The organism is Arthrobacter sp. Y3223065, from assembly GCF_059090885.1.
In genome coordinates this window covers 394,116-417,507 of sequence record NZ_JBNHGC010000003.1, presented here as the reverse complement: position 1 = coordinate 417,507, position 23,392 = coordinate 394,116, and the positions used below count along the sequence as shown (strand labels likewise).

At 68.0% G+C, this 23,392-nt stretch carries 24 protein-coding genes and 2 riboswitches; of the genes, 16 read left to right on the top strand and 8 right to left on the bottom strand.

All coding sequences use genetic code 11. The features are described from left to right. The first annotated feature begins 60 nt into the window (after positions 1-60). The 7 genes from AC5RUK_RS10520 to AC5RUK_RS10490 all read left to right on the top strand — a co-directional run bounded on the left by AC5RUK_RS10520 (position 61) and on the right by AC5RUK_RS10490 (position 8,800). The gene (locus AC5RUK_RS10520; protein WP_494152151.1) at positions 61-1,299 is read left to right on the top strand and encodes an acyl-CoA dehydrogenase family protein; all 1,239 of its coding nucleotides are present in this window, start codon (positions 61-63) and stop codon (positions 1,297-1,299) included. Between the two features lie 146 nt (positions 1,300-1,445). Then, positions 1,446-2,702, top strand: coding sequence for an acyl-CoA dehydrogenase family protein (locus tag AC5RUK_RS10515; RefSeq protein ID WP_494152150.1), 1,257 nt, complete (start codon positions 1,446-1,448; stop codon positions 2,700-2,702). Between the two features lie 14 nt (positions 2,703-2,716). Continuing rightward, on the top strand, positions 2,717-4,165 hold the full coding sequence (locus tag AC5RUK_RS10510) for an APC family permease (RefSeq protein WP_494152149.1): 1,449 nt from the start codon (positions 2,717-2,719) through the stop codon (positions 4,163-4,165). A gap of 62 nt (positions 4,166-4,227) precedes the next feature. Continuing rightward, a riboswitch (SAM riboswitch) is annotated at positions 4,228-4,317 on the top strand. A gap of 88 nt (positions 4,318-4,405) precedes the next feature. Then, the gene (locus AC5RUK_RS10505; RefSeq protein ID WP_494152148.1) at positions 4,406-5,821 is read left to right on the top strand and encodes an LLM class flavin-dependent oxidoreductase; all 1,416 of its coding nucleotides are present in this window, start codon (positions 4,406-4,408) and stop codon (positions 5,819-5,821) included. A 79-nt stretch (positions 5,822-5,900) separates the two neighbouring features. Further along, a riboswitch (SAM riboswitch) is annotated at positions 5,901-5,992 on the top strand. A gap of 113 nt (positions 5,993-6,105) precedes the next feature. Further along, the gene (locus tag AC5RUK_RS10500; protein WP_494152147.1) at positions 6,106-7,164 is read left to right on the top strand and encodes a methionine ABC transporter ATP-binding protein; all 1,059 of its coding nucleotides are present in this window, start codon (positions 6,106-6,108) and stop codon (positions 7,162-7,164) included. Then, positions 7,161-7,853 (top strand): methionine ABC transporter permease, encoded by a 693-nt coding sequence (locus tag AC5RUK_RS10495; RefSeq protein ID WP_494013282.1) that lies wholly within the window; start codon positions 7,161-7,163, stop codon positions 7,851-7,853. The genes AC5RUK_RS10500 and AC5RUK_RS10495 overlap by 4 nt, the downstream gene beginning before the upstream one ends. Before the next feature lie 26 nt (positions 7,854-7,879). Then, positions 7,880-8,800, top strand: a complete 921-nt coding sequence (locus AC5RUK_RS10490; RefSeq protein ID WP_494152146.1) for a MetQ/NlpA family ABC transporter substrate-binding protein — start codon at positions 7,880-7,882, stop codon at positions 8,798-8,800. A 141-nt stretch (positions 8,801-8,941) separates the two neighbouring features. Here AC5RUK_RS10490 and AC5RUK_RS10485 read toward each other — a convergent pair whose 3' ends face one another. Next, on the bottom strand, positions 8,942-9,781 hold the full coding sequence (locus tag AC5RUK_RS10485) for a DUF1206 domain-containing protein (RefSeq protein ID WP_493988576.1): 840 nt from the start codon (positions 9,779-9,781) through the stop codon (positions 8,942-8,944). 352 nt (positions 9,782-10,133) lie between these two features. On the opposite strand from AC5RUK_RS10485, the gene AC5RUK_RS10480 reads away from it, so the two are divergent. From AC5RUK_RS10480 to AC5RUK_RS10465, 4 genes are all read left to right on the top strand, one after another. Further along, positions 10,134-10,538, top strand: a complete 405-nt coding sequence (locus AC5RUK_RS10480) for an MmcQ/YjbR family DNA-binding protein (protein WP_493988577.1) — start codon at positions 10,134-10,136, stop codon at positions 10,536-10,538. 3 nt (positions 10,539-10,541) lie between these two features. Continuing rightward, a complete protein-coding gene (locus AC5RUK_RS10475; RefSeq protein ID WP_494152145.1) occupies positions 10,542-11,087 on the top strand; it encodes a DUF1990 domain-containing protein in 546 nt (181 codons plus the stop codon). A gap of 158 nt (positions 11,088-11,245) precedes the next feature. Further along, positions 11,246-11,566: a putative quinol monooxygenase gene (locus AC5RUK_RS10470; protein ID WP_494152144.1), complete on the top strand. Its 321-nt coding sequence runs from the start codon at positions 11,246-11,248 to the stop codon at positions 11,564-11,566. Between the two features lie 58 nt (positions 11,567-11,624). Next, positions 11,625-12,425 (top strand): SDR family oxidoreductase, encoded by an 801-nt coding sequence (locus AC5RUK_RS10465; protein WP_494152143.1) that lies wholly within the window; start codon positions 11,625-11,627, stop codon positions 12,423-12,425. A gap of 33 nt (positions 12,426-12,458) precedes the next feature. Here AC5RUK_RS10465 and AC5RUK_RS10460 read toward each other — a convergent pair whose 3' ends face one another. Beyond that, a complete protein-coding gene (locus AC5RUK_RS10460; RefSeq protein ID WP_494152277.1) occupies positions 12,459-13,451 on the bottom strand; it encodes a LacI family DNA-binding transcriptional regulator in 993 nt (330 codons plus the stop codon). Positions 13,452-13,665: 214 nt separating this feature from the next. Here AC5RUK_RS10460 and uriH point away from each other — a divergent pair, with 214 nt between their 5' ends. From uriH to AC5RUK_RS10445, 3 genes are read left to right on the top strand one after another with little or no spacing between them, the layout of a single operon-like run. Next, positions 13,666-14,712: a uridine-preferring nucleoside hydrolase UriH gene (gene uriH, locus AC5RUK_RS10455; protein ID WP_494152142.1), complete on the top strand. Its 1,047-nt coding sequence runs from the start codon at positions 13,666-13,668 to the stop codon at positions 14,710-14,712. Further along, positions 14,709-16,133, top strand: a complete 1,425-nt coding sequence (gene uriT / locus AC5RUK_RS10450; RefSeq protein WP_494152141.1) for a uridine transporter UriT — start codon at positions 14,709-14,711, stop codon at positions 16,131-16,133. Before uriH ends, uriT begins: the two co-directional genes overlap by 4 nt. Further along, positions 16,130-17,089: a ribokinase gene (locus AC5RUK_RS10445; protein WP_494152140.1), complete on the top strand. Its 960-nt coding sequence runs from the start codon at positions 16,130-16,132 to the stop codon at positions 17,087-17,089. Before uriT ends, AC5RUK_RS10445 begins: the two co-directional genes overlap by 4 nt. A 2-nt stretch (positions 17,090-17,091) precedes the next feature. On the opposite strand, the gene AC5RUK_RS10440 is transcribed toward AC5RUK_RS10445, so the two are convergent. The 4 genes from AC5RUK_RS10440 to purS form a co-directional block, all read right to left on the bottom strand. Beyond that, on the bottom strand, positions 17,092-17,493 hold the full coding sequence (locus AC5RUK_RS10440; RefSeq protein WP_494152139.1) for a VOC family protein: 402 nt from the start codon (positions 17,491-17,493) through the stop codon (positions 17,092-17,094). Positions 17,494-17,627: 134 nt separating this feature from the next. Next, positions 17,628-20,042: a phosphoribosylformylglycinamidine synthase subunit PurL gene (gene purL / locus AC5RUK_RS10435; protein ID WP_494152138.1), complete on the bottom strand. Its 2,415-nt coding sequence runs from the start codon at positions 20,040-20,042 to the stop codon at positions 17,628-17,630. Then, on the bottom strand, positions 20,043-20,825 hold the full coding sequence (gene purQ, locus AC5RUK_RS10430) for a phosphoribosylformylglycinamidine synthase subunit PurQ (RefSeq protein WP_494152137.1): 783 nt from the start codon (positions 20,823-20,825) through the stop codon (positions 20,043-20,045). Continuing rightward, positions 20,825-21,097, bottom strand: a complete 273-nt coding sequence (gene purS / locus AC5RUK_RS10425; RefSeq protein ID WP_493988587.1) for a phosphoribosylformylglycinamidine synthase subunit PurS — start codon at positions 21,095-21,097, stop codon at positions 20,825-20,827. Before purS ends, purQ begins: the two co-directional genes overlap by 1 nt. A 222-nt stretch (positions 21,098-21,319) precedes the next feature. On the opposite strand from purS, the gene AC5RUK_RS10420 reads away from it, so the two are divergent. Continuing rightward, entirely contained in the window at positions 21,320-21,490 is a 171-nt protein-coding gene (locus tag AC5RUK_RS10420) for a hypothetical protein (RefSeq protein ID WP_494152136.1), read from the top strand. Between the two features lie 92 nt (positions 21,491-21,582). Here AC5RUK_RS10420 and AC5RUK_RS10415 read toward each other — a convergent pair whose 3' ends face one another. Then, positions 21,583-21,924: an SSI family serine proteinase inhibitor gene (locus AC5RUK_RS10415; RefSeq protein ID WP_493988589.1), complete on the bottom strand. Its 342-nt coding sequence runs from the start codon at positions 21,922-21,924 to the stop codon at positions 21,583-21,585. Between AC5RUK_RS10415 and AC5RUK_RS10410 the strand changes: the two genes are divergently transcribed. Beyond that, the gene (locus AC5RUK_RS10410) at positions 21,919-22,356 is read left to right on the top strand and encodes a pentapeptide repeat-containing protein (protein WP_494152276.1); all 438 of its coding nucleotides are present in this window, start codon (positions 21,919-21,921) and stop codon (positions 22,354-22,356) included. The genes AC5RUK_RS10415 and AC5RUK_RS10410 overlap by 6 nt on opposite strands. Here the strand turns inward: AC5RUK_RS10410 and AC5RUK_RS10405 are convergent. Then, a complete protein-coding gene (locus AC5RUK_RS10405) occupies positions 22,263-23,285 on the bottom strand; it encodes a 3-methyladenine DNA glycosylase (RefSeq protein WP_494152135.1) in 1,023 nt (340 codons plus the stop codon). The genes AC5RUK_RS10410 and AC5RUK_RS10405 overlap by 94 nt on opposite strands. Between the last annotated feature and the right edge of the window lie 107 nt (positions 23,286-23,392).

Here is a 23,392-nt window from a genome sequence, read left to right as displayed (position 1 = left end):
CCCCAACCGTGATGGTTGCTGCGCCGCCGGCAGGCGGGAGCCCCGCCTTGAGGAGCGAACATGACCGCCGTCGTGACAGAAATCAACCCGCAAACCGACCGATCTCCGTGGGCCGGGCAGGCTACCGCCGAAGAACTGGCCCACTGGCAGCAGATAGCCGAAGGCGTTGCCGCCGCACTGGCGCCGGACGTGCTGGAGCGCGACCGCCGCAATGCCGAACCGCACGCCGAGGTGGAGCTGCTGCGCAACTCCGGGCTGCTCAACCTGATCATCCCGGCCGAATGGGGCGGCGAGGGCGGGCACTGGGAAAGCGCGCTGCACGCCGTGCGCATCCTTGCCCGCACCGACGCGTCGATCGCGCAAATTCTCGGCTACCACTACGCGAACCTGGGCGCCGTCGTCTTCTATGGTGATGTGCAGATCCAGGAACGCCTGCTCCGCCGCTCCGCGCTGGGCCGCTGGTCCTGGGGTGACTCCGTGAACCCCGTGGACCCGAATCTGGAACTGATTCCCGACGGCGACGGCTACCGGCTGAATGGCATCAAGCACTTCTCCGCCGGCGCTTCCGTCGGTGACGCCATCCTGGTCAACGCCGTGATCGCGGCCGGACCGGAGCAGGGCAAGTTCCTGGCCCTCGCGCTGGAGCATGACCGGACGGGGATCGGATACCTCGGGGACTGGGATGCGCTCGGCCAGCGCCTCTCGGCCAGTGGTTCGGTGAAGTACGACGGCGTGCAGGTCACCGCCGCGGACATCATCGGCGAGGTAGGGGACGAGCCTTTCTCCACACTCGTCACCCCGTACATCCAGCTGGCCTTCGGCAACCTCTACCTGGGCATCGCGCAGGGGGCGCTGGACCGCGGACGCCGGATCACGCTGGCGCGCAGGAACTCCTGGTTCCTCAGCACGAAGGAGACCTATGCCCAGGATCCGCTGACCCAGCGGGTCTACGGCGAGCTGGCTTCGCGGGTTGCCGCGGTGGAAGCCCTGGCAGATCGGACGAATGCAAGGTTCGACGCGGTCATCGCCGTCGGCGCGCAGCTGACCGCGGAATCCCGGGCGGACATCGCGATCAAGATCGCGCGGCTCAAGGTCGTGTCCACCGAGGTGGGTGTCGACGTGGCGAACCGTATCTTCGAGACTACCGGCTCGTCCTCCGCGAAATCCGAGGTTGGGCTGGACATTTTCTGGCGCAACATCCGCACGCACACGCTGCACGACCCGGTCGACTACAAGAAGGTCGAGGTCGGCGCCAACTACCTGCTCGGCGACGTCCAGCCGATTTCGCTCTACACCTGAGCCGCGCCTAACGCTGCCATTCCGTTACTGCCCGCTTACGGCGGGCCCATCACGATTGCCCGCCGACCGCGGGCCCGATCACGATTGCCCGCCGACCGCAGGCCCCATCACTCCGCCCTCGTGACAGAACCTCCAGGAGAACCAGCATGACTGAAACTATTGACGACATCGCCACGGCCTTCGACGCCGCAGCCGCCAAGTACCGTCCGATCTTCGCGCGCATCGCCGCCGGGGCGTTGAGCCGCGAGCTCACCCGGGAGCTGCCGTATGAACAGATCGGCTGGCTGAAGGAAGCCGGCTTCGGCGCCGCCCGGATTCCGGCCGAGTTCGGAGGCGACGGGCTGGACTGGGAAGAGTTCACCCAACTCCTGATCGAGCTGGGCACCGCAGACAGCAATATTCCGCAGGCGCTGCGATCGCACATTGCCTTGGTGGAGGAGAACCTATACCACCACGGCCGCACCTCGGACCGAAGCGCCTGGCTGCGGCGCTTCGCCTCCGGCGAGCTGGCCGGCAACGCCTGGACCGAACCGGGTGCCGGCGGAACCGCCACCGTGCTGTCCGAGTCCGGCGGCAGGCTGCTGCTGAACGGCCGCAAGTTCTACACCACCGGCACCATCTTCGCCGACTGGATCGATGTCACCGCCAAGCGCCAGGACGGCTCCGATGTCTCGGTGATCATCTCCACCAAGACGCCGGGCGTGGAAACCTTTGACGACTGGGACGGTTTCGGCCAGCGGCTGACCGGCAGCGGCACCACCGTATTTACCGACGCGGTTGTGGATCCGGCTAACGTTTCAGCCTTCGCCGACCGCTTCCCATACCAGACGGCGCTCTACCAGCACATCCTGCTGGTCACCCTGGCCGGCATCGCCCGGGCCGCCATCGCCGACGCCGCGGACAACGTGCGGGACCGCACGCGGGTGTTCGGCCACGGAAACGCCCCGCTGGTCCGGCACGACGCGCAAGTCCTGCAAGTGGTCGGCGAAATCAGCGCCAAATCCTACGCCGCGACGGCGACGACCCTGAGTGTGGCCCGCAGCCTGGACAGGGCTTTCGAGGCTCGGCGCCTGGATGCCGACGCCGAAAAGTCGGCCAACATCGACGTCGAACTGGAATCGGGCCGGGCGCAGATAGTGCTCAGCGCCCTGGTTCCGGACGCCGCGGGCGCCCTCTTCAACGCGCTCGGTGCTTCCTCCACCAGCACGGACAAGGCGCTGGACCGGCACTGGCGCAACGCCCGCACCGTGGCGACGCACAACCCTTTCATTTACAAGTCCCGGATCGTCGGCAACTGGGAAGTCAACGCCACGGAACCCCCATTCGTGTGGACCATCGGCGAGGCCAATGCCGACGCCGGCCGCCCGCCAGTCAACCCCGCCGTCCGTTCCGCGGCCGTCTAGGAAGAACACACACCATGTCTGTCGCCACCAAAAACCCAACACTCGCGGCTCCCGAAGCCGCGGCCGGCGCTGCCGGCGCTCCGCGGCTCTCCGGCCGGCTGGGTGTCGCCAGCATCGTGCTCATCGTGCTGGCCGCCGCCTCGCCGCTGGGCGTCATCGGCGGAACCGTCCCGCTGGCCATTGCCAGCGGCAACGGCGCCGGCCTGCCCTTCATCTACCTGCTGGCCATGGCGATTCTGCTGTTGTTTGCCGTCGGCTTCACCACCATGACCCCGCATGTGCCAACGGCCGGCGCGTTCTTCAGCTACGTGCAGAAGGGACTGGGGCGCCGGGCGGGCCTGGGGGCGGCCTTCGTGGCCCTGCTTTCCTACCTCGCCCTGGAAGCGGGCGTCTACGGCCTCTTCGCCCCGGCCGTTAACGAAGTGGTCCGTGCCTACGGCGGCCCCGAACTGCCCTGGTGGGTGTGGGCGGCTACCGCGCTGGCCGCCGTCGCCTGGCTGGGACACCGCAATATCGAACTCTCCGGCAAGGTGCTGGCGGTGCTGCTCGTGGCCGAGGTGCTGATCGTGCTGATCCTGGACGCCTTCATCATCTTTGACGGGGGAGGTGCCGGCGGCCTGTCCACCGGGTTCGCCACCCCGTCCACCGTACTGTCGGGGGCACCCGGCATCGCGCTGCTGTTCGCCATCCTGAGCTTCATCGGCTTCGAGGCCACGGCGGTCTTCCGCGATGAGGCTCGCGACCCGGACAAGACCATCCCGCGGGCCACCTATGTGGCACTCCTGGTGGTGGGCGGTTTCTACGCGCTGTCCAGCTGGCTGCTGATCAGCGTCTGGGGCGACGAGGGAGTCGTCCAAAAGGCCACGGACGCGCCGGGCACCTTGCTCTCGGAGACCACAACGCTCTATCTGGGCACGGCCGGCAGCCACATCATCCAACTGCTGCTGGCGACCAGCCTCTTCGCCTGCATCCTGTCCTTGCACAACATCGGTTCCCGCTACTTTTTCCAAGTCGCCGGGCAGGGCATCTTCCCGGCCAAGTTGGCCGGCACCCACGGCCGGCACCGCTCCCCGCATCTGGCCTCCGCAGCGGCCAACACGGTGGTAGCCCTGTTCCTGCTGGCCGCCGTCCTGGCCGACTGGGATCCAATCATGCAGTTCTACACCTGGTTCGCGGGCTTCGCGTCGTTGGGAATCGTGGTGCTGATGACGTTGACCAGCGCAGCCGTCCTGGTCTTTTTCCGCCGGAACGGTGCGCCCCTCCGGGACTGGAAGCGCTCAGTAGCCCCGGCCCTCGGACTGATCGGGCTGCTGGGAATCCTGGGGCTGATCCTGCAGAACCTTCCGACCCTGGTCGGCAACAGCGTCCCGCTGGCGGTCGCCGTCGTCGTCCTGATCCTGCTGTGCTTCGCGGCCGGAGCAATAGCGGGGGCGAAGAGGCGGGAGGGCGCACCGGCGTCGTAATTCTTACCTCGCGTGACGGCGAACATTTCCCTCCGGGACGCCCTGGGTGTCCAATGGAGGGGTACCCATCCAGAGCGGCCGAGAGACCTGGCTTGTTGACGCCGCAGCAACCCCCTCCCTGAGGAAGGTGCTACCGCCAGGACCGATGGAGAAGCTCGATCTCTCGTTGGTCTTCCGTTGGCAGCCGCATGCCCAACGGAGGGCCGGCGCGGGCTCTTCTCATCAGAAAAGGAGCCTGACATGACCGTGAACAACCCGCAGCCCAACCCCCGGCGCCAGATTCGTTTCAACGCCTTCGAAATGAACTGCGTGGGACACCAGTCGCCCGGACTGTGGCGCCACCCGCAGGACAAGTCCGCCAACTACAACACCATCGGCTACTGGACCCACCTGGCCAAGGTGCTGGAAAGGGGCCTGTTCGACGGCCTGTTTATCGCCGACGTGCTTGGCACCTACGACGTCTTCGGGTCCTCCAACGAGACCACGCTGCGCGCCGGCACGCAGGTCCCGGTGAACGATCCGTTCATGCTGGTTTCCGCGATGGCCGCGGTGACCGAGAACCTCGGCTTCGGCGTCACCGCCGGCACCGCCTACGAGCACCCGTACCCGTTCGCCCGCCGCCTGGCCACGCTGGACCACCTGACCAACGGGCGGGTCGGCTGGAACGTGGTCACCGGTTACCTGCCCTCGGCGGCGCGCAACATGGGCCAGGAAGACCAGTTGGAGCACGACGAGCGCTACAACCACGCGGACGAATACCTCGAGGTCATCTACAAGCTGCTCGAGGGCTCATGGGAGGACGACGCCGTGGTCAAGGACGCCGAGACCGGCGTCTTCACCGACCCGGCCAAGGTCCACGAGATCCGGCACGAGGGCAAGTACTTCAAGGTTCCCGGCATCGCGATCACCGAGCCGAGCCCGCAGCGCACCCCGGTCATCTTCCAGGCCGGGGCCTCCAAGCGCGGCACCGAGTTCGCCGCCGGGAACGCCGAGGCGGTGTTCGTGACCTGCCCGACCAAGGAGATGCTCGCGGCGTCGGTGAAGAAGATCCGCGACGCCGTGGAAGCGGCGGGCCGCGACCGCTACGACGTGCGCATCTACGCGATGCAGACCGTGGTGACCGGACCGGACACCGCCACCGCGCAGGCCAAATTCGAGGACTACAAGTCCTACGCGGACATCAACGGCGCGCTGGCGCTGATCTCCGGCTGGATGGGCGTTGACCTCTCCACCTACGGCCCGGACGACGTGATCGGCGGGAACGTGAAGTCCAATGCCATCCAGTCCTCGGTGGAAACCTTCCAGAAGGCTTCCGGCGACAGCGGCAAGCCGTGGACCATCCGCCAGCTGGCCGAATGGGTCGGCGTCGGCGGCTTCGGCCCGATCACCGTCGGCTCCGGCGCGGAGGTGGCCGCCAAGCTGGTGGAGTGGGTCGACGAGACCGACGTGGACGGGTTCAACCTGGCCTACGCCATCACCCCGGGCACCTTCGAGGACATCGTGGAATACGTCGTGCCGGAACTGCAGAAGCTGGGCGCCTACCCAACGGAGTACGCGCCGGGGACCCTGCGCAACAAGCTCTTCGGCCGCGGCGACAAGCTGCCGGAGAACCACCGCGCCGCCGGCTTCCGCCTGCAGAACGCGCTGGTCGACTAAGCGTAGGCAGCAGCAGAACCAGCTAAACAACGACGCCGGTGCGCCGCCCTTAAGGGCGGGCGGGCACCGCCGTCGGCAAGAACCATCCAGAGCGGCCGAGAGATCTGGCTCGATGACGCCGCAGCAACCTCGGCAACTGCCGCACGGTGCTAACGCCAGAACCGATGGAGAACCCGGGCCGGGCCGGAACCGGCCGCACCATGCCTGCGCGCCGTGATCGGCTGTGCCCGGGGCTCCCTGACCTTCAGGAGCAGCATGAAAAGCTATGCCGCGGGCGGCCCGCAATGATTGAAATCCGCAATCTGCACAAGAGCTACGACACACGACACGGGACGGTCGAGGTGCTCAAGGGCATCGACCTGACCATCGAGCAGGGGGCGATCACCGCCGTCGTCGGCCCTTCCGGCGCCGGCAAGACTACCCTCTCCCACTGCATTTCCCTGTTGGAGAAACCGACTTCCGGCCAGGTGCTGGTGGACGGACGCGACCTCTCCGCCCTGTCCGGGCAGGCATTGCGCGGCGAACGCCGCGCCATCGGCACGATCTTCCAACACTCGGCCCTGCTGCGCCGGATGACGGTGGCCGAGAACGTGGCGCTGCCGCTGCGCAACCTCGGCGTGGTGCCCGCTCAGATGGAGGACCGCGTGGCCGAACTGCTGGACCGGGTGGGCCTGCTGCACAAGGCCAACGCCTACCCCGGCCAACTGTCCGGCGGCCAAAAGCAACGGGTCGGCATCGCCCGGGCGCTGGCACTTCGTCCCCGGATTTTGCTCTCCGACGAATCGACGTCGGGCCTGGATCCGGAGTCCACCCAGCAGATCTTGGACCTGCTGGACGACGTGCGCACCGAACTGGGGTTGTCGGTCATCCTGATCACCCATGAGATGGACGTGGTGCGCCGCGTCGCCGACCAGGTGGCCGTGCTCTCCGGCGGCCGCGTCGCCGAATACGGGCCGATCGGCGCCCTAGTGGCCGATCCGGCCTCCGCCGCCGGCCGCCAACTGCTGCCAATCCGCGCCCTCCCGCTGCCAGCCTCCTTCGAGTACGCGCTGTCCGTCTCGTACCGGCACGGGCCGGTGGACCCGGAGTGGATGACCCGCCTGTCCACCGGCTTGGACGTGAGCGTGGCGCTGCTCGGCGGTTCGGTGGAAGCCCATGGCGAAGCGGTGCTGGGCCGCTTCGAAATCGGTCTCGCCGGCCGCCCGGAGGCCGAGGTCCGCGCCTACTTGGCCGGACTGGGCCTTACCGCAGAGGCACGCCACCGTGCCGATACCGCGGCGGAAACGCCGCCGACGGACGCGGACGAATATGCAAGGAACGAGAAAATCGAGGTGCGCGCATGAGGCCCGCAGAAACCGCCGCCGTCGGGCTGGACACGCCCTGGGCGGACCTGCCCGCGCTGCTGCTGCCGGCCTACGGCGAGACCTGGGCGATGGTCGGCATCGTTATGGTCATGGTGATCCTGGTCGGCGGCGCCACCGGCGTGCTGCTGTACAACACGGACAGCCGCGGTCTGTTCCCCCGGCCGCGCCTGCACGGAACGCTCAGCTGGCTCGTCAACATGGGCCGCTCGCTCCCGTTCCTGGTGCTGATGGCCGCCATCATCCCGCTGACCAAGTGGGTAACCGGAACGACCATCGGCATCGCGGCAGCCGTGGTCCCGATGACACTGGCCGGCATTCCGTTCTTCGCCCGGCTGGTGCAGAACGCACTCAACGATCTGCCGCGCGAGAACATGGCCGTCGGGCTGGTCACAGGCAGTTCCACCGGGCAGATCATCCGGCAGACGCAGCTGCGCGAGGCCCTGCCGGGCCTTACTTCGGCGGTCACGCTCAACACCATTTCGATGATCGAATACTCGGCCATTGCCGGGACCATCGGCGCCGGCGGCATCGGCTATCTGGCCGTCACCTACGGCTACCAACGGTTCGACACCCACGTCATGGCGGCCACCATCGTTGTCCTGATCATCACGGTGCAGCTGGTGCAGTTTGCCGGCGACCGGATCTCCCGCGCGCTGCTGCGCCCCTAGCCACTGATCAACAGGAGCATCACATCATGAGCACCCCTTCCGCCGGGTCCGGCCACGACCATGGCTTCACCCTGCGCAAACAGACCACAGCCCTGCCGTGGAGCATTGCCGCCTTTGCCGCCGTCGTCGCACTGGTCCTGGGGCTGCTGCTGGTGCAGCAGCAGTCCCGGCCGGCTGTCGCGGCATCCGGCAGCGAGGTCACCTCGCCGCTGAAAGTCCACTTTGAACCGGCGATGGCGGGGGAGGAGAAGATCCTGAAGTTCGTCGCCGAGGAAATCGCCCCCGACTACGGCGTTCAGATCGAGGCTGTGGGCCTGCAGGATCCGGTCCAGGCCAACCGCGCGGTGGCCGATGGGCAGTTCCACGCCACCATCTTCGAGCACCAGTGGTACATGCAGCAGCCCGCCGACGCCAACGGGTTGGAACTGACGCCGACGGTGGAGCTGTACCAGTGGGGCTTCGGCCTCTACTCAACCCGCTACGGCTCGGTGGAAAACCTGCCGCGCGGAGCCGTGCTGCTGCTGCCCAACGACTCCGCCAACCAGGGCCAGGCGCTGTGGCTGCTGCAGCGCGAGGGACTGCTGGAGCTGGATCCGGCGGTGGAGCCGCGAACAGCAAAGATCCGCGACGTTACCGGCAACCCGCGCGGCTTCGAGCTGAAGGAAGCCGACCTGCTGGCGATGCCGCGGATGCTCGACTCAGTCGATGCCGCGATCGGCTACGTCTCCCAGTTCGACGCTGGCAAGATCGGCCGCGACAAGGGCATCCTGTTCCCTGCCGCCCCGAAGACATTCGCCTCCCGCCTGGTGATCGGCACCCAGTTCAAGGACAGCGCGGAGAGCAAGAAACTGATCGAGATCTTCTCGGATCCGCGGCTCGAGGAGTACCTGCACACCACGGAGGATCCGCTGGTCAAGGACGTGCTGACGCCGGTCTCCACCGAGTAGGGCCGATGCGGGCACTGGGACGGCGGCCGGCCATCCCAGTGCCGCACAACGAGCCACCGCCGCTGCCGCCGCCAGCGCTGCCACCGCCGGCGCCGCTGAACAACGGTCGGCGATCCGGTCACGCGAGAGGCCCCGGGCGCGCTACATCTTGGCGTAGCGTGCCCGGGCGCCCATGTACAGGCCGTAACAAATCAGGCCAACGGCGACGAGGGCGAGGGCGGCCGGGCCAAAGGCCTGGTCGCGCAGCGCCTTGAGCGCCCCGTCCAGCCCCTTGACCTCCTGCGGGTCGTGCTGCACCGCGGCCACCGCCAGCAGCAGCCCCAACACGAACAGTGCCAGCCCCTTGCCCACATAGCCCACGACGCCGAGCCACGTCACGGCGGTGCCGGTGCTGCCGCGGGGGAGCCTTTTAAGGTCGCTCAGGAACTTCTTCTTCAGGCCCTTGAACACGTAGAAGACGCCGGCGCCCATGATGACAGCGCCAATCAGGAACAGGACAACGACACCGCCGGGCCATTGCATCAGCCGGGTGCTGGCATCCTGGGAGCTCTGGCTGCTGTCGGCGCCGGAGCCCAGCGCGAAGCTGCCGAACGACACCGCCACCACCGTGTAAGCGATGGCCAGTCCCACGCACTTGGCCCGGTAGCCCCATTTCTTCTTAGCCTGGCGGCCGCGTCCGCCGAACACCGCTTCGCTAATCTGCCACAAGGCCAAGGCCGCGGCGGCAAGCATGCCCGCCCAGAGCAGGAACATTCCGCCCGGGCGCTGTGCCAAGCTTGAGGCGGCCCCGGTCTGGTCCGCCTCGCCACCTCCGCCGAAGGCGAGCCGGAGCGCGATTGCTCCAATCAGCACGTGCAGCAGGCCGCTGGCCACGTATCCAAACCGCGCTACCCGCTCGAAAACCTTGGAATTGGCAGCGTCCTCGGTCTTGTCCTTCGCCCTGCCGGCCGCCCGCTTCGCTTCCCTGCCGGTGTCTGCCATGGGTCTCCTCTCCAAAGCCGTGGCCCATTCCGAAACCCGCCGGCGGCACGGAAGCCCCGCCGTCGTTCCCCGTGAAACAACTGTGAAACCATCCTGCCACCGAAGTTGCCGCCGCGCACCGGGGGGACTCGGGCGGGCGCGGGGCACGGGCGCGGGCGTACACCTGGTTCTCCCCGAACGGTGACGCGGACGGGTGCGGGACGGGCAGGCACCTGGGTCTCCCCGGCGGGCGCGGGGTACGGGGTGCGGGCGTACACCTGGTTCTCCCCGGACGGTGGCCCGGGCGAGGGGCGCCGCCGCGGTTCCCGCAGAACCGTGACCGGCGCGGGCAGGGAGCAGTAGGCTCGTGCCTATGGACGCAACCGCGCTGCGCGCATTCTGCCTGTCCCTGCCCGGGGCGTTCGAGGATTTCCCGTTTGGCCCCGAGGCGTCGGTGTTCAAGGTCCGGGCGGCGGGACGGGCCGCCAAGATGTTCGCGCTCTCGGACCTGCAGGCGCCGCAGCTGAGCATCAGCCTCAAGTGTGAACCGGTGCTGGCGCAGCAGCTGCGCGCGGCGCATCCGGAGATCACGGGTGCCTATCACATGAACAAAACGCACTGGAACGGCGTGCGCTGCGACGGCGGGCTGCCCGACGACATGCTCCGCGACATGATCGAGGATTCCTACGATCTGGTGGTGGCATCGCTGCCGCGCCGCGACCGCGAGATGCTGGGCTGGATGGGCCTGGCCAGGGGCGAAGATGCGCGGCAGGGCTGAAGGATGAAGGCCAAGGACCTGGGCGGATCCCGGCTGACGTACGACGGCGTGGGGCTGAGTCGGGAACGCACCTCGCCGCCGGGATACCGGGTCGTGGACCATCGGGTCGGTGTCGGTGTGGGGGAAGATGCTTTTCACCGGCTCGCCGAAGGGCTGATGGGGTGGGAAGTGCATCGGCTGGCCGGGCTGCGGGTCGATGCCACGGAGCCGGTGGCCGCCGAAGGCGTGGAGGTGGTGTGTGGGTTCGGAGTCGGTCCGCTGCGGCTCGCCATCCCGTGCCGAGTGGTGTGGACTGAACGGACGCCAACGCGGACGGGCTTCGGCTACGGCACGCTGCCAGGGCATCCGGAGTCGGGGGAAGAAGGCTTCGCTGCTGTGCTGGAGGGGAACGGGCGGGTGGTCTTCGAGGTGTTCGCGTTCAGCCGGCATTCCAACTGGTTCTACCGGACAGGCGCGCCGGTGGCGGAAGCCGCCCAGCGGCTGGTCACGCGGCGCTATATTGCAGCAGCCAAGGCGCTCGCGGGCGGACAGGCCGGGCAGCGCCGCTAACTGACTGGCCGTCGACAGGCACCGGCGGGCTGGCGGACAGGCCGGGCAGCGACGCCAACTGACGCTGGGCCAATCCTGCCTGGCCGCACCTGACCTGACGGACCGCGCGGTGCATGACAGGATGAAAAGACATCCCAAAGAAGAAAGGCTGATGCTGCGTGATTTTCATTGTGGTCAAGTTCAAGGTCAAGGACGCGTACGCCGACAGCTTCCCCGAACTCGTGCGCGAGTTCACCGAGGCAACGCGTGCCGAGCCGGGCAACCTGTGGTTCGACTGGTCACGCAGCGTGGACGACGCCAACACCTACGTGCTGGTGGAGGCCTTCCGGGACGACGCGGCCGAAGCACACGTGAAGAGCGACCACTTCAAGAAGGCCATGCAGGAGCAGCCGCAGTACCTGCAGGAGACGCCGCGGATCATCAGCCGGCAGGTCGAGGGCGAAGACTGGGACCTGATGGGTGAAATGACCGTCGCGTAGCGGTCCCCGGCGGCCCGAGGGGCTGGCAAGCGGCCGGTTCTTCGCCACAATAGGGCGCATGGAACAGTTCACGCCCCGCACAGCCATCGTCACCGGTTCCGACTCCGGCATCGGCCGGGCCACCGCCGTCGCCTTGGCCCGTGCCGGCATGGATGTCGGGATCACCTGGCATTCGGACCGGGACGGAGCCGAGGACACAGCGAAGGAGGTCCGCGCGCTCGGCCGCAGCGCCGCCGTCGTCCAATTGGACACCACGGACCTGCCCGGCTGCGGCGACGTGGTCGATTCGCTCGCGGAGCAGCTCGGCGGGCTGGACGTGTTCGTCAACAACTCGGGCACGGGCGCCTCGGAGCCGTTCCTGGAGCTGGACTACGAGACGTGGCGGAGAGTGGTCGCCACCGACTTGGACGGCGCGTTTGTCTGCATGCAGCGGGCAGCCCGGCGGATGTCCAATGCCGGTCGCGGCGGCCGGATCATCGCCGTGACCAGCGTGCACGAGCACCAGCCGATGATCGGGGCCGCCCCCTACGACGCCGCCAAGCATGGCCTCGGCGGGCTGGTGAAGAACATGGCGCTGGAGCTCGGCCGGCACGGCATCACGGTCAACTCCGTCGCGCCGGGGGAGATCGCCACCGCCATGACCGGCAACGAGGACGAAGACCCGCACCGCATCGACCGCCCCGGCATCCCGCTGGCCCGGCCCGGCGACGCCCGCGAGGTCGCCGCCGTGATCGCCTTCCTGGCGTCCGCGGAAGCGGGCTACGTCACCGGGGCGTCGTGGGTGGTAGACGGCGGCATGCTGCAGATGGGTCCGCAGGCCGGGGCGGCCGTGACCGGCCACGACTGGCGCAAGGTGTAGCCGTGCAACGGCCTGGACCGCGGCCGTCGTTAGTTAGTTGGCGGCGATCCGCTCCGTGGAGCCGCGCACAATCAGCGAGGCCTCCAAGGTGAGCTGGGGCTGCTCGAGGTCGCGGCCTTCGATCAGGCCGCGCAGCTGTTCGCCGCCCTTGAGGCCCAGGCGGGCGGCGGGAAGGTGGACGCTGGTGAGGCCGGGGTTGCTGGTGGCGGAGTAGGGCAGGTCGTCGAAGCCGGCGACGGCGAGTTCGTCCGGGATCCGCACGCCGGCAACGCGCGCTTGCTGCAGCACGCCGTATGCGTGGGTATCGGTGGCGCAGACGACGGCGGTGACACCGGACTGCCGCCACTGGGGCCAGGCGGCGGCAAAAGCCTCGGCCGACGCGCCGACGTCGATCGTGGTGCTGATCGGGTGAGCCGGGTCCACGGTCATCCCGCGCGCGGCCGCCTCCTCCAGGAAGGCCGTCCGGCGAATGGTGAAGGTGGCTGTGCCGGTCACGCTGTCCAAGTACGCCACCCGCTCGTGGCCGGAGGCGGCCAGATGCGCCGCGAGTTCGCGGGCGCCGTGGGCCACATCGAGGTTGACGGACGGCGCATAAGCCTCCAGCCCGGGCGCGTCGAGCAGCACCAAGGGGCCCGTGGCGGAGAGGTCCTCGAGGAACGCGGCATCGGGGGCATCCACCAACAGGCCTGCCGGGCGGAGGGCGAGGAGCCGGCGGATGTCATCTGCGCGGGGAAATTCGCCGGCTTCGGTGACGGAGAGCAGCAGTTGGAAGTCCGCGCCGAGGGATTCCCGGACGCCGGCAACGACTTTGGCGAAGAACGGGTTGGAAATGTCCGGCGCCACCAGAACCACAATGGAGCTGACCCCCTTGGCCAGCGAACTGCCCACGCTGTCCACCACGTATCCGAGTTCGGCGATGGCCTGGCTGACCCGGGAGATGTTGTCCGCGGACACCCGTCCGCGCGTCTTGCCGTTGGCCACCAGGGAAACCGTCGCCGTGGAGACCCCGGCGCGTGCCGCCACCATCGCCGCGGTCACTCGCCCACCGACGCGCGGCGGGTGCTGAACGGGAGGGCGGGCGGAATCCATGAGCCCATGATAAGCACGGTCAAGCAAGACAAGGCATCAAGCGCTTGACGCATGTTTACGTCAAGCGTTTGACGTGAACCGGAAAGGGGTGTCACACTTCCTGAGACTGAATCCCCGCTGCGGCGGACCCCGATGACGTGGAGAGAAAAACATGGACGCCACTTCCGCGACGCCCGGACCGAAAAAGATCATCTTGGACTGCGATCCGGGGCACGACGACGCCGTGGCGCTGCTCCTGGCCCACGGCAACCCGGACATCGAACTGCTCGCCGTGACCACCGTTGTCGGCAACCAGACCCTGGCAAAGGTCACCAAGAACGCTCTGGCCGTGGGGACGATCGCCGGCATCACCGGTGTCCCGTTCGCCGCCGGCTGCGACCGCCCACTGGTGCGCACCATCGAAACGGCGCCGGACATCCACGGCGAGTCCGGCATGGACGGCCCCGCGCAGCCGGAGTCCACCATCCAACTGGACTCGCGCCACGCCGTTGATCTCATCATCGACACGATCATGCTGCACGAACCCGGTGCCGTAACCCTGGTCCCGACCGGCGGCCTGACCAACATCGCGATGGCCGCCCGCAAGGAGCCGCGCATCGTCGAGCGGGTCAAGGAGGTCGTGCTGATGGGCGGCGGCTACCACGTGGGCAACTGGTCCGCCGTAGCCGAATTCAACATCATGATCGACCCCGAGGCCGCCCACATCGTCTTCAACGAGAAGTGGCCCCTGGTCATGGTGGGACTGGACCTCACACACCAGGCGCTGGCCACCCCCGAAGTCGTCGAGCAGATTGAAGCCGTCGGCACCGGTCCGGCCCGCTTTGTCCGCGAACTGATGAATTTTTTCGCCCAAACCTACAAGGACGCACAGGGCTTCGACTACCCGCCGGTCCACGATCCGTGCGCCGTCGCCTACGTCATCGACCCCACGGTGATGACAACCCGCAAGGTCCCGATCGACATCGAACTGCAGGGCAAGCTGACCCTCGGCATGACCGTCGCTGACTTCCGCGCCCCCGCACCGGCCGACTGCCACACCTCTGTGGCCGTGGACCTTGACCGCACCAAGTTCTGGAACCTGGTAACCGATGCGCTGGTCCGGATCGGCGAGGTAGAGATTGGAACCGCCGCCACCACAACAACGACGGCGTCACCCGCCTCCGCGGCGCCCCAGAACTCCGGGATGGCAGCGAAATGAGCGCCGTTCTCCACGAAGCCAAGGCAACCCGCGGCGGCACCACCGCCCTGATGGTTGCCCTGCTGACGGCCTGCGTGGCCTTCCAGCTCAATGCCTCCATGCTCAGCCCCGCCCTGGTCACCATGGGGGAGGAACTGCAGACAGACCAGGCCTCGATTGGCCTGTCCCAGACGTGGTTCTTCACCACAGCCGCGCTGTTCTCCCTGTTCCTGCCCCGGCTGAGCGATATTGTCGGCCGCAAGCGGATCCTCGTCGGGATGATGCTGCTGACGGCCGCTGGCTCCGTGATCGCAGCGCTGGCCCCGGACGTTACGTGGCTCTTCGTGGGCCGGATCATCCAGGGCGCCAGCGGCCCCACCGTGCCGCTGTGCCTCATCATGCTGCGCACCGCCGTGCCCAACCCGCGCACCTACGGCACTCTGATGGGCGTCATCCTCGCGGTCAACGGCGGCGTGGCCGGCGTCGATGCCTTCCTCGGCGGCTACATGGCCGAGCACTACGGCTTCCGCAGCATCTTCTGGTTCATGATGGTCCTCGCCGTGATCGCCGCGGTTCTCGTCGCCGTCCTGACGCCCGAGAGCAAACCGCAGGCCGGGACGCGGATGGACTGGACCGGCGTCGTCTTTATTGTTGTCGCGGTCGGTGCCCTGCTCACCGCTCTGAACGAGGCCGCCAAGCTGGTCGGCGGGTTCTCCAGCGAAACCCTGGTCCTCTCGCTGGTGTTGATCGCCGTGGCCGCCGCCGCGTTCGCCGCCTTCTGGGCCACCGAAAAGCGCGCGAAGCAGCCGATGGTCGAGATTGTACATCTGCGCCAGCGCTCCACGTGGGCGCCGCTGCTGACCACGGTCCTGACCATGACCGGCATCTTCGCCGTCATCAACGGGATTGTCCCCGCCTACGTACAGGCCGCCGCACCCGGCTTCGGCCTCGGCCCCACCGAAACGGCGCTGCTCATCCTGACCCCCTACGCGCTGCTGGGCTGGGTCTTCGGCCCGATCAGCGGACGGCTCGCCCCGGTACTGGGCTACACCAAGGTGCTGCGCATCGGCATGATCGGCAGCATTATCTCCCTGGTGATCATTGTGCTGTTCGGCCTGAACAGCCTGCCGGTGATGGTCGCCGCCACTGCGCTGCTCGGCATCATGTACGCCGGCACCGCGAACATTATGCTCAACGGGCTCGGCGTGGTGCTCTCGCCCCCGGGCAACCCCGGCTTCCTGCCGGGCATGAACGCCGGAGCCTTCAACCTCGGCGCCGGGCTGAGCTTCCTGGTGCTGCCGGCGGTGCTCGTGGGCACTTCGGCGCTGGGCGACCGCGCCTCTTACCTCACGGTGGTGGTGGTCGGCCTGGTCATCACGGTCGCGGCCTTCGCCGCCTCGCTGCTGATCCCCAAGCCCGTCGATGCCGAGGTGGAACAGTGAGTCCGCAAGCCGGACGCATCGTCGTCGTTGGTTCACTGAACGCGGACCTGACCATCTACACCGAGCGGCTGCCCAACCCCGGCGAAACCCTCCGCGGCGAAGGCTTCGCCGTGAACCCGGGCGGCAAGAGCGCCAACCAAGCCGTGGCCGCGGGCCGGCTCGGCGGCAACGTCGCCATGATCGGCGCTGTGGGCGAGGACTCCAACGGGGACATGCTGCTGGCCTCCGTTGCAGGGGGCGGCGTGGACGTTTCCCGCGTGCGCCGCGCCGCTGACGTCGAGACCGGCGTCGCCGTCATTACCGTTGACGCCGCGGGGGAGAACAGCATCGTCATTTCCCCTGGCGCCAACGGCACCGTAGTTCCGGATGACGTAGTCGCCGCCAGGGACGTTTTCGATGGCGCCGCCGTGGTTTGCCTCTGCCTCGAGGTCGGCCTGGACGCCGTGGAGGCGGCAGCAAGATCAGGGCACGACGCCGGAGCAACAGTGCTGCTCAACCTCTCGCCTTACGCGCCCGTGCCGCGAAGCCTGGCCGAACTCACCGACGTCCTGCTGGTCAACGCGCACGAGGCTTCGCAGTTCCTCGGCGGCGCCGCAATGCCCTGCGCCAATGCCGCCGTTGCCGACTGGGAGCAGGTGGGCTTGAAGTTTGCGGCGCAGGGGCTGGACCGCGTCGTGGTCACCCTGGGCGCCGACGGCTCCATCGTGCTGGATGGGCAGGCCGAGGAGGGGCGCCGTTTCACCCGGATCGCCCCCACCAAGGTTGACGCCGTGGACACCACCGGCGCCGGCGACGCCTTCACCGGGTCCCTCGCGGCACGGCTTGCCGCAGGGGAGTCCCTGGCCGGGGCGGCGTCGTTCGCTTCGGTCGCTGCTGCTCTGGCTGCCACGAAGAAGGGAACCCAGGCCGCGTATCCCCGACTGGCAGACGTGGACCGTCTGCGGCTAGGCGCCTGACGTCACGGCGCTGGTTCGTAGCCGACGAGCCAGTGCAGTCCGTGACGATCGATCACCTGGCCATCGGAGGCGCCCCACGGCTTCGGCGCCAGGGGATCGACCACCCGGCCGCCAACGGCGAGCTTGTCGAACCACTCGTGCAGCACCTCAGGTTCGGCGGTCCCGAGCAACGAGAGCATGACGCCCTCGAGCCGGACGCTCTTCTCGCCGGGTGCCGCATCCGATCCGGCCAGGGCGACCACGCCGTTCAGCATTCCGTGGGCTATGTGCCCCGGCGGTCCCTCACTGTTACCGAAGTCCTCATTGGTGTGCAGGGAAAGCTCTCCGCCAAAGATCTCTGCGTAGAAACCCAGTGCTTCGCGGGCAGTGCCGGGGAAACTGATATAGATCTGCGGTGCCGTCATGGGCACAGCATACAGATACGGATAATCCGGCAGTGCTGCGGTGCCGGTCCTCGAGGGGAAGACGAAGAGGGATGTTCCCTGCACTGCGGTGCGGGGAACATCCCTCTTGCGCTCGCCCTGAGGCGGGGCGGAAACTACCCGAAGTACTTCGGCAGGGTGCCCTCGTGGGCTTCCTTCAGTTCGGCCAGCGGCACGGAGAACTCGCTCTGGAAGTCCAGCGCGCCGTTCTCGGTGTCCACCACGCCGATGCGCATGAACGGGAAGCCCCGCGCGCCGCACATGTCCTTGAAGCGGACCTCTTCGCTGCGCGCCACGGACACGACGGCGCGTGCCTGGGACTCGCTGAACAGCAGCGTGAACAGGTCCACGCCGTCGCGCTCGCAGACCTCGCCCAGGCCGATCCGGGCGCCGACGCCAAAGCGCAGGGCCATCTCGGACAGGGCGGCGGCCAGGCCGCCTTCGGAGAGGTCGTGGGCGGCGTCGATCATGCCGTCGCGGGAGGCGTTGATCAGCAGCTCGCCCAGCAGCTTTTCGGCGGCCAGGTCCACGACCGGGGGCTTGCCGCCCAGGTGTCCGCGCAGGTTCGCCCATTCGGAGCCGTCCAGCTCGTCGCGGGTGGTGCCCATCAGGTAAATCGCCTGGCCGTCCTCGCGCCAGCCGGACGGGGTGCGGCGGCCGACGTCGTCGAGCTTGCCGAGCATCGCCACGACGGGAGTCGGGTGGATCGGGGTGTTGCCGGTCTGGTTGTACAGCGAGACGTTGCCGCCGGTGACCGGGACGCCCAGCTCCATGCAGCCGTCGGACAGGCCGCGGATCGCTTCGGCCAGCTGCCACATGACGTCCGGGTCTTCCGGAGAGCCAAAGTTCAGGCAGTCGGACACGGCCATCGGCACGGCACCCACGGTTGCGACGTTCCGGTAGGCCTCGGCCAGGGCCAGTTGCGCCCCCTGGTAGGGATCCAGGTAGGTGTAGCGGCCGTTGGCGTCGGTGGCCAGGGCAACGCCGAGACCGGTTTCCTCGTCCACCCGGACCACCCCGGCGTCGTCGGGCATGGCCAGTGCGGTATTGCCGCCCACGTAGCGGTCGTACTGGTTGGTCACCCAGTCCTTCGAGCACATGTTCGGGGACGCCATCAGTTCCAGCACGGCCGCCTTGAGGTCCTCGGCGCTGGCCGGGGGGTTGGCGCCGGCCGCAGAGGCGCGGAAGCTGTCGGCCTGGACCCCGTCCTGCCATTCCGGACGGGCGTAGGGGCGGTTGTAGACCGGGCCGTCGTGGGCGACGGTGCGCGGATCGACGTCGACGATGGTCTCGCCGTCCCACTTGATCACCAGGCGGCCGGTGTCGGTGACCTCACCCAGCCAGGAGTATTCCACGGCCCACTTGGCCATGACGGCCTCGAACGCCTCGACGTTTTCGGGGGAAACGACCGCCATCATGCGTTCCTGCGACTCGGACATCAGGATTTCGCCCGGCGTCAGGGTCGGATCGCGCAGCAGCACCGATGTCAGCTCAACGTCCATGCCGCCGTCGCCGTTGGAGGCCAGTTCCGAGGTGGCGCAGGAGATGCCGGCGGCCCCCAGGTCCTGGATGCCCTCGACCAGCGAGCCCTTGAACAGTTCCAGGCAGCACTCGATGAGCACCTTCTCCGCGAACGGGTCGCCGACCTGGACTGCGGGGCGCTTGGAGGGCTTGGTGTCGTCGAAGGATTCCGAGGACAGGATGGAGGCGCCGCCGATGCCGTCGCCGCCGGTGCGCGCGCCGAACAGCACCACCTTGTTGCCCTTGCCGGAGGCGTTGGCCAGCCGGATGTCCTCGTGGCGCATGACGCCCACGGCCAGGGCGTTCACCAGCGGGTTGCCCTGGTAGACGGAGTCGAAGACGACCTCGCCGCCGATATTCGGCAGGCCCAGCGAGTTGCCGTAGCCGCCGATGCCGGCGACCGCACCGTGGACCACGCGGGCGGTGTCCGGGTGGTCGATCGCGCCGAAGCGCAGCGGGTCCATCACGGCCACCGGACGCGCGCCCATGGAAATGATGTCGCGCACGATGCCGCCGATGCCGGTCGCGGCACCCTGGTACGGCTCCACCATGGTCGGCGAGTTGTGCGACTCGATCTTGAAGGTCACGGCCCAGCCGTCACCCAGGTCCGTCACGCCGGCGTTCTCGCCGATGCCCACCAGCATGTGCTTCTTCATGTCCTCGGTGACCTTGTCGCCGAACTGGCGCAAGTGGACCTTGGAAGACTTGTAGGAGCAGTGCTCGGACCACATCACCGAATACATGGCCAGCTCGGCGGCGGTCGGGCGGCGGCCCAGCACCTTGACGACCTCGTCGAACTCGTTGCGCTTCAAACCCAGCTCTGCCCAGGGCAATTCCGTGTCCGGGGTCTGCGCGGCATGCTCCACGGTGTCGATGTTGAACTGGCGTCCCTCGACACGTTCGACGGCGTCGGCCGCCCCGCCGTAGCTCTGCACGTGCTCATTGCGTGCCTCGGCCTCGGTTTCCAGCCGGGTATCCACTGATGCGCTGGTCGGATTGGTCTCGGTCATTTACTTGGCACCTGCCACAATCTTCGTCAAAACGGAGGTGAAAATTCCCAGGCCGTCGGTGCCGCCGCGCAGCGCGACGTCGCCGAAGGCGGAGGAGTCCGGGCCGAAACCGGCTTCCACGGCGTGTTCGGGGTGCGGCATCAGGCCCACCACATTGCCCGCGGCGTTGCTGATGCCGGCGATGTCGCGGCGCGACCCGTTCGGGTTCCCGTCCGCATAGCGGAACACCACGCGGTTCTCTGCTTCCAGCTCGTCCAGGGTCTTCTCGTCCGCGACGTACTGGCCGTCCTGGTTCTTCAGCGGCACCACAATCTCCGCGCCTGCTTCGTACTGGCTGGTCCAGGCGGTGGTGTTGTTCTCCACGCGCAGCCTTTGGTCGCGGCAGAGGAAGTGCAGGTGGTCGTTCTTGATCATCGAGCCGGGCAGCAGGTGTGCCTCGGTCAGCACCTGGAAGCCGTTGCAGATGCCCAGCACCGGCAGCGGATCGTGCTGCGCGTTGGCGGCATCGGCGATCTGCTCCATCAGCGGGGCAAAGCGGGAGATCGCGCCCGCGCGCAGGTAGTCGCCGTAGGAGAAGCCGCCGGGGATGATCACGCCGTCCACGCCCTGCAGGTCGTGGTCGCCGTGCCACAGGCTGACCGGCGTGCCGCCGGCAATCCGGACGGCACGGGCCGCGTCGCGATCGTCCAGCGTGCCGGGGAAGGTGACGACGCCGATGCGAGCGCCTGAGAGGCCGGCGTCGGGGGCGGGCGAGAAGTCGCCGATCAGGGGAGTCTCAGTCATTATTCGCCGGCCCCGATGGTCGCCTCGGTGATGACCTCCACCCGGGTAACGTCTTCGATCACGGGGTTGGAGAGCAGCGTGGCGGCAGCATGCCGGGCCTGTTCCAGGAGTTCCTCGGTCACCTCGCCGTCAACCGTCAGTTCGAAGCGCTTGCCCTGGCGGACTTCGCTGAAGCCGGTCAGGCCCAGGCGGTTCAGTGCGCCGGCAATGGCTTTGCCCTGCGGATCAAGGATTTCGGGCTTGGGCATGACATCAACAACGATCCGGGGCATCCGGCCACTCCTGTGCTTGGATTGTGCTCTTCAAACGAAGCGAGGCGCGCGGAACTCAGTGCAGTGTCAATCCAACAATTGGTGCCGTCTCACGCTGACCCAGCGCTCCGCGAGCTTGCAGCACCATTCTACCGGCATCACGGGGTGCTGATTTTACGGGACGACGACGGCGGATCCCGGCAAAACCGTGCCGTTGACGAGCGGGGCTCGTAGCATGGCTTTATGACTGAAAAGCCGCAGTCCATGCTGCTGCCCATCCTGGCCGCCGTCGTGCTGGGCGGTCTTGGGCGGATGGTCATCCAAAAGAAGCGCGAAGACCGGCGGACCGCCCGCGCCGCAATCCAAGATCTTGACCGCCGGGTGAGCGACATCATGCGCGACGGCCGACGCTGACCTGGTCGAGGCTGCGCTGGCCGACACCGCCCCCGTCGAACATCAATACGTCGAGCCGGGCTTGGGCGGGCAGCCGGGTGTCGCTGCCCGGCTCAGGCTTCGCCGGCGCGGCTGCCCAGCAGGGCGGCCATGGCGTTCCACTCGGAGATCTTGCACCCGTCGGTGAGGGAGAAATGCTTGTTCACCTCGCGGCCGTTGAAGGTGCCGGTGACGTGGGCCTGCTGCGGACCGCCGTATTGCTGCGTGCAGAGGCGGTTGGGATCGGGCAGCTCGAAGAAGACCTTGTCACCGTGCTTGGCCAGCGCCGCGCACGCCGCCTCCGCGTCGCTGACCGTGGAACCTGCGGCGGGACGGGAATCCCGGCACACCAGTAGTTGCTCAAACCGGGCGGTGCTGTCCGCGGAGGTCAGCATGATGGATAGTTCTGCATCCACGGCTACTCCTTTCTGGTCGTCTGTCGGGGCGGGTTCCGACGGAGCCGGTTTCGACGGTGCCGGTTTCGAGGGTGCGGGTTCCGACGGGCCGGGTTCCGACGGAGCCGGTTTCGAGGGTGCAGGTTCCGACGGGGCAGGCTTGGAAGTGGCGGGTTCCGAGGGGGAAGGGGTCTCGCCGTCGCCGGGGGACGCGGGAACCGCGATGCCGGGGGAAGGTTGCGGCTGGCCGTCCTGGGCACACGCCGCCAGCCAGGGCACGCAGAGCAGGCAGGACAGGAGCACGGCCGCTTGACGGGGTGCCCGCCGGGGCCCCGGACGCTCCGCCTCAAACGTCATGATCAGTCCTCCGTTCGGATGGTTTCCGGAGCGGTGTGCCGCGCGCCGGCACGGTGCGACGACGAGTCCCCCTTCGTCCCGCGGTCCAGCCCATGAAGCTCCTCCAGCACGTCAAGCGCTTCCAGGAGCCGCAGGCGCAGCGCCTGGGCCTCGTCGGCAAACGCCCGCTGGGCCGCCACGTACTGCGCGCGGCCCTCGGTGGTCTCGATCCTGACCGGTTCGTAGCCCCAGCCCGAGAGGTCGTAGGGCGAGGCCCGCATGTCCAGCTCGCGGATCCGCCAAGACAGCTCGAAGCAGTCCATCACCAGTTCGCTGGGCAGCGCCGGGGCCAGCTTGTACGCCCACTTGTACAGGTCCATGTTGGCGTGCAGGCAGCCGGGCTGTTCCATCTGCCGCTGGTTTTCGCGGGTGGGCCGCAGCGTGTTCAGCGGTACGGCCTGCGGCGTGTAGAACCGGAAAGCATCGAAGTGCGAGCAGTTGATCCGGCTGCTGTCCACCACATGGTCCGTTCCATCGGCGCCGAGCCGCAGGTCCAGGTAGTCGTGGCGGACGCCGTTAAGCCGTGACTTGTAGGCCATGGCCCACTCGTGCAGCCCGAAGCAGCCGAACCGGGCCGGCCGCGACGCCGCACCGGCCAGGATTTCCCGCGAGAACGCCACCGCGGTTCCCCGCGCCGCAAGGAAAGCTTCCGCGTCGAAGGTGACGGCACCGGCGTCGTGCTCCACACCCGCCGTGCGGCACTCCGCGGCGGTCAGCGTCCGGTAGAACTTCCACCCGTGGCGCTCGCCGGCGTCGGCGCCGGTCAGCACCACGCCCGCGCCGGGATGCCAGCGCACCAGCTGACCCGGCTTGAGGCTGTAATAGGTGAAGAGGAAGTCTTCCACCGGGTGTTTCAGCCCGGCCGAGCGGCGTTGCAGATACGGCTGGGAGTAGCGCCGGGCGCGCTCGCGGTGGGCCCGGGCGCGCGCCAGCCACTGCTCCGGTTCGAGCACCCGGAGCCGGTCGAGGAGAACCTGCGGCGCCATGGTTCCATTGTTCCAGCCGCCGGGGCAGATTGGCACCCGGCTTATAGCACCGCCGGCCTCGGCAGGGAAGTACCCGCAGGAGATTTCCGCCGCGGCACAGAAAACTA

Excerpts from the sequence above, each read along its gene's own strand:
- AC5RUK_RS10520 (WP_494152151.1), top strand. The coding sequence starts at position 61 with ATGACCGCCGTCGTGACAGAAATCAACCCGCAAACCGACCGATCTCCG.
- AC5RUK_RS10515 (WP_494152150.1), top strand. The coding sequence starts at position 1,446 with ATGACTGAAACTATTGACGACATCGCCACGGCCTTCGACGCCGCAGCC.
- AC5RUK_RS10510 (WP_494152149.1), top strand. The coding sequence starts at position 2,717 with ATGTCTGTCGCCACCAAAAACCCAACACTCGCGGCTCCCGAAGCCGCG.
- AC5RUK_RS10505 (WP_494152148.1), top strand. The coding sequence starts at position 4,406 with ATGACCGTGAACAACCCGCAGCCCAACCCCCGGCGCCAGATTCGTTTC.
- AC5RUK_RS10500 (WP_494152147.1), top strand. The coding sequence starts at position 6,106 with ATGATTGAAATCCGCAATCTGCACAAGAGCTACGACACACGACACGGG.
- AC5RUK_RS10495 (WP_494013282.1), top strand. The coding sequence starts at position 7,161 with ATGAGGCCCGCAGAAACCGCCGCCGTCGGGCTGGACACGCCCTGGGCG.
- AC5RUK_RS10490 (WP_494152146.1), top strand. The coding sequence starts at position 7,880 with ATGAGCACCCCTTCCGCCGGGTCCGGCCACGACCATGGCTTCACCCTG.
- AC5RUK_RS10485 (WP_493988576.1), bottom strand. The coding sequence starts at position 9,781 with ATGGCAGACACCGGCAGGGAAGCGAAGCGGGCGGCCGGCAGGGCGAAG.
- AC5RUK_RS10480 (WP_493988577.1), top strand. The coding sequence starts at position 10,134 with ATGGACGCAACCGCGCTGCGCGCATTCTGCCTGTCCCTGCCCGGGGCG.
- AC5RUK_RS10475 (WP_494152145.1), top strand. The coding sequence starts at position 10,542 with ATGAAGGCCAAGGACCTGGGCGGATCCCGGCTGACGTACGACGGCGTG.
- AC5RUK_RS10465 (WP_494152143.1), top strand. The coding sequence starts at position 11,625 with ATGGAACAGTTCACGCCCCGCACAGCCATCGTCACCGGTTCCGACTCC.
- AC5RUK_RS10460 (WP_494152277.1), bottom strand. The coding sequence starts at position 13,451 with ATGGTGGCGGCACGCGCCGGGGTCTCCACGGCGACGGTTTCCCTGGTG.
- uriH (WP_494152142.1), top strand. The coding sequence starts at position 13,666 with ATGGACGCCACTTCCGCGACGCCCGGACCGAAAAAGATCATCTTGGAC.
- uriT (WP_494152141.1), top strand. The coding sequence starts at position 14,709 with ATGAGCGCCGTTCTCCACGAAGCCAAGGCAACCCGCGGCGGCACCACC.
- AC5RUK_RS10440 (WP_494152139.1), bottom strand. The coding sequence starts at position 17,493 with ATGACGGCACCGCAGATCTATATCAGTTTCCCCGGCACTGCCCGCGAA.
- purL (WP_494152138.1), bottom strand. The coding sequence starts at position 20,042 with ATGACCGAGACCAATCCGACCAGCGCATCAGTGGATACCCGGCTGGAA.
- purQ (WP_494152137.1), bottom strand. The coding sequence starts at position 20,825 with ATGACTGAGACTCCCCTGATCGGCGACTTCTCGCCCGCCCCCGACGCC.
- purS (WP_493988587.1), bottom strand. The coding sequence starts at position 21,097 with ATGCCCCGGATCGTTGTTGATGTCATGCCCAAGCCCGAAATCCTTGAT.
- AC5RUK_RS10420 (WP_494152136.1), top strand. The coding sequence starts at position 21,320 with ATGACTGAAAAGCCGCAGTCCATGCTGCTGCCCATCCTGGCCGCCGTC.
- AC5RUK_RS10405 (WP_494152135.1), bottom strand. The coding sequence starts at position 23,285 with ATGGCGCCGCAGGTTCTCCTCGACCGGCTCCGGGTGCTCGAACCGGAG.